Origin of the sequence: Salinivibrio sp. KP-1, from assembly GCF_000968645.1 — a bacterium.
Classification (GTDB): Bacteria; Pseudomonadota; Gammaproteobacteria; order Enterobacterales; family Vibrionaceae; genus Salinivibrio; species Salinivibrio siamensis.
In genome coordinates, this window is the sequence record NZ_LAQR01000049.1 from 1 (window position 1) to 1,979 (window position 1,979).

Annotated in this window: 1 protein-coding gene; it reads right to left on the reverse strand. The window is 53.1% G+C overall.

Annotation, left to right across the window (positions count from 1 at the left end; translation table 11 throughout):
* Positions 1-1,979 (reverse strand): VCBS domain-containing protein (locus WN56_RS16510; protein WP_046076108.1); only part of this gene is annotated, 1,979 nt, incomplete at both ends.

A 1,979-nucleotide genomic window follows, 5' to 3' on the forward strand; every position in this document is an offset into this window, starting at 1 on the left:
CTGCACTGAGCTCTGATCGAGGGTGTAGGTCCAGTTCTCACCGACTAGTTCCAGAGAGCCATAAGTCCCCGCTTCTGTAGTATTCGCAAAGGTCGGATTATCGCCGTCATCAACATCACTGATCGCAATAGTGCCCGTGGCAGTTACTGCGGTATCGCCCACGTCACCTTCGGTCACTGAGCCGGTAAAGCTACCGGTGACTTCAGGTAAGTCGTCGGTGCCGGTAATGGTGATAACAATATCTTGCTGTGTGTTATCGCTTGCAGTGAGGGTGATGGTGTCCGTCACTTGATCACCGGCATCTAAATCCTGCACTGAGCTCTGATCGAGGGTGTAGGTCCAGTTCTCACCCACCAGCTCTAGCGAGCCATAGTTGCCTGCCTGTGTAACATCGGCAAAGGTTGGGTTATCGTCACTATCGACATCGCTGATCGAAATGGTGCCCGTGGCAGTGACAGGGGCATCGTCTTCATTGCCCTCGGTGACTGAGCCGGTAAAGCTACCGGTGACTTCAGGTAAGTCGTCGGTGCCGGTAATGGTGATAACAATATCTTGCTGTGTGTTATCGCTTGCAGTGAGGGTGATGGTGTCCGTCACTTGATCACCGGCATCTAAATCCTGCACTGAGCTCTGATCGAGGGTGTAGGTCCAGTTCTCACCGACTAGTTCCAGAGAGCCATAAGTCCCCGCTTCTGTAGTATTCGCAAAGGTCGGATTATCGCCGTCATCAACATCACTGATCGCAATAGTGCCCGTGGCAGTTACTGCGGTATCGCCCACGTCACCTTCGGTCACTGAGCCGGTAAAGCTACCGGTGACTTCAGGTAAGTCGTCGGTGCCGGTAATGGTGATAACAATATTTTGTTGCGTGTTATCGCTTGCAGTGAGGGTGATGGTGTCGGTCACCTCATCACCGGCATCCAAGTTCTGCACCGCAGGCTGATCGAGGGTGTAGGTCCAATTGCCGTTCACCAGCTCTAGCGAGCCATAGTTGCCTGCCTGTGTAACATCGGCAAAGGTTGGGTTATCGTCACTATCGACATCGCTGATCGAAATGGTGCCCGTGGCAGTGACAGGGGCATCGTCTTCATTGCCTTCGGTGACTGAGCCGGTAAAGCTACCGGTGACTTCAGGTAAGTCGTCGGTGCCGGTAATGGTGATAACAATATCTTGCTGTGTGTTATCGCTTGCAGTGAGGGTGATGGTGTCCGTCACTTGATCACCGGCATCTAAATCCTGCACTGAGCTCTGATCGAGGGTGTAGGTCCAGTTCTCACCGACTAGTTCCAGAGAGCCATAAGTCCCCGCTTCAGTGGTATCGGCAAAGGCCGGTGTATCGTCGCCGTCGACATCACTGATCGCAATGGTACCCGTGGCAGTGACAGGGGCATCGTCTTCATTGCCTTCGGTGACTGAGCCGGTAAAGTCACCACTCACTTCTGGCGCATCGTCGGTCCCCGTAATCGTGATGACGATATCTTGTTGTGTGTTATCGCTTGCAGTGAGGGTGATGGTGTCTGTCACTTGATCACCGCCATCTAAATCCTGCACCGCAGACTGATCGAGGGTGTAGATCCAGCTTCCATTGACCAGCTCTAGCGAGCCATAGGTACCGGTCTCTGTAGTATTGGCAAAGGTGGGATTATCGTCGCCATCAACGTCACTGATTGAAATGGTACCCGTGGCAGTGACCGCATCGCCTTCGTCACCTTCGGTGACTGAGCCAACAAACTCACCACTCACTTCTGGCGCATCGTCGGTCCCCGTAATCGTGATGACGATATCTTGTTGTGTGTTATCGCTTGCAGTGAGGGTGATGGTGTCTGTCACTTGATCACCGCCATCTAAATCCTGCACCGCAGACTGATCGAGGGTGTAGATCCAGCTTCCATTGACCAGCTCTAGCGAGCCATAGGTACCGGTCTCTGTAGTATTGGCAAAGGTGGGATTATCGTCGCCATCAACGTCACTGATTGAAA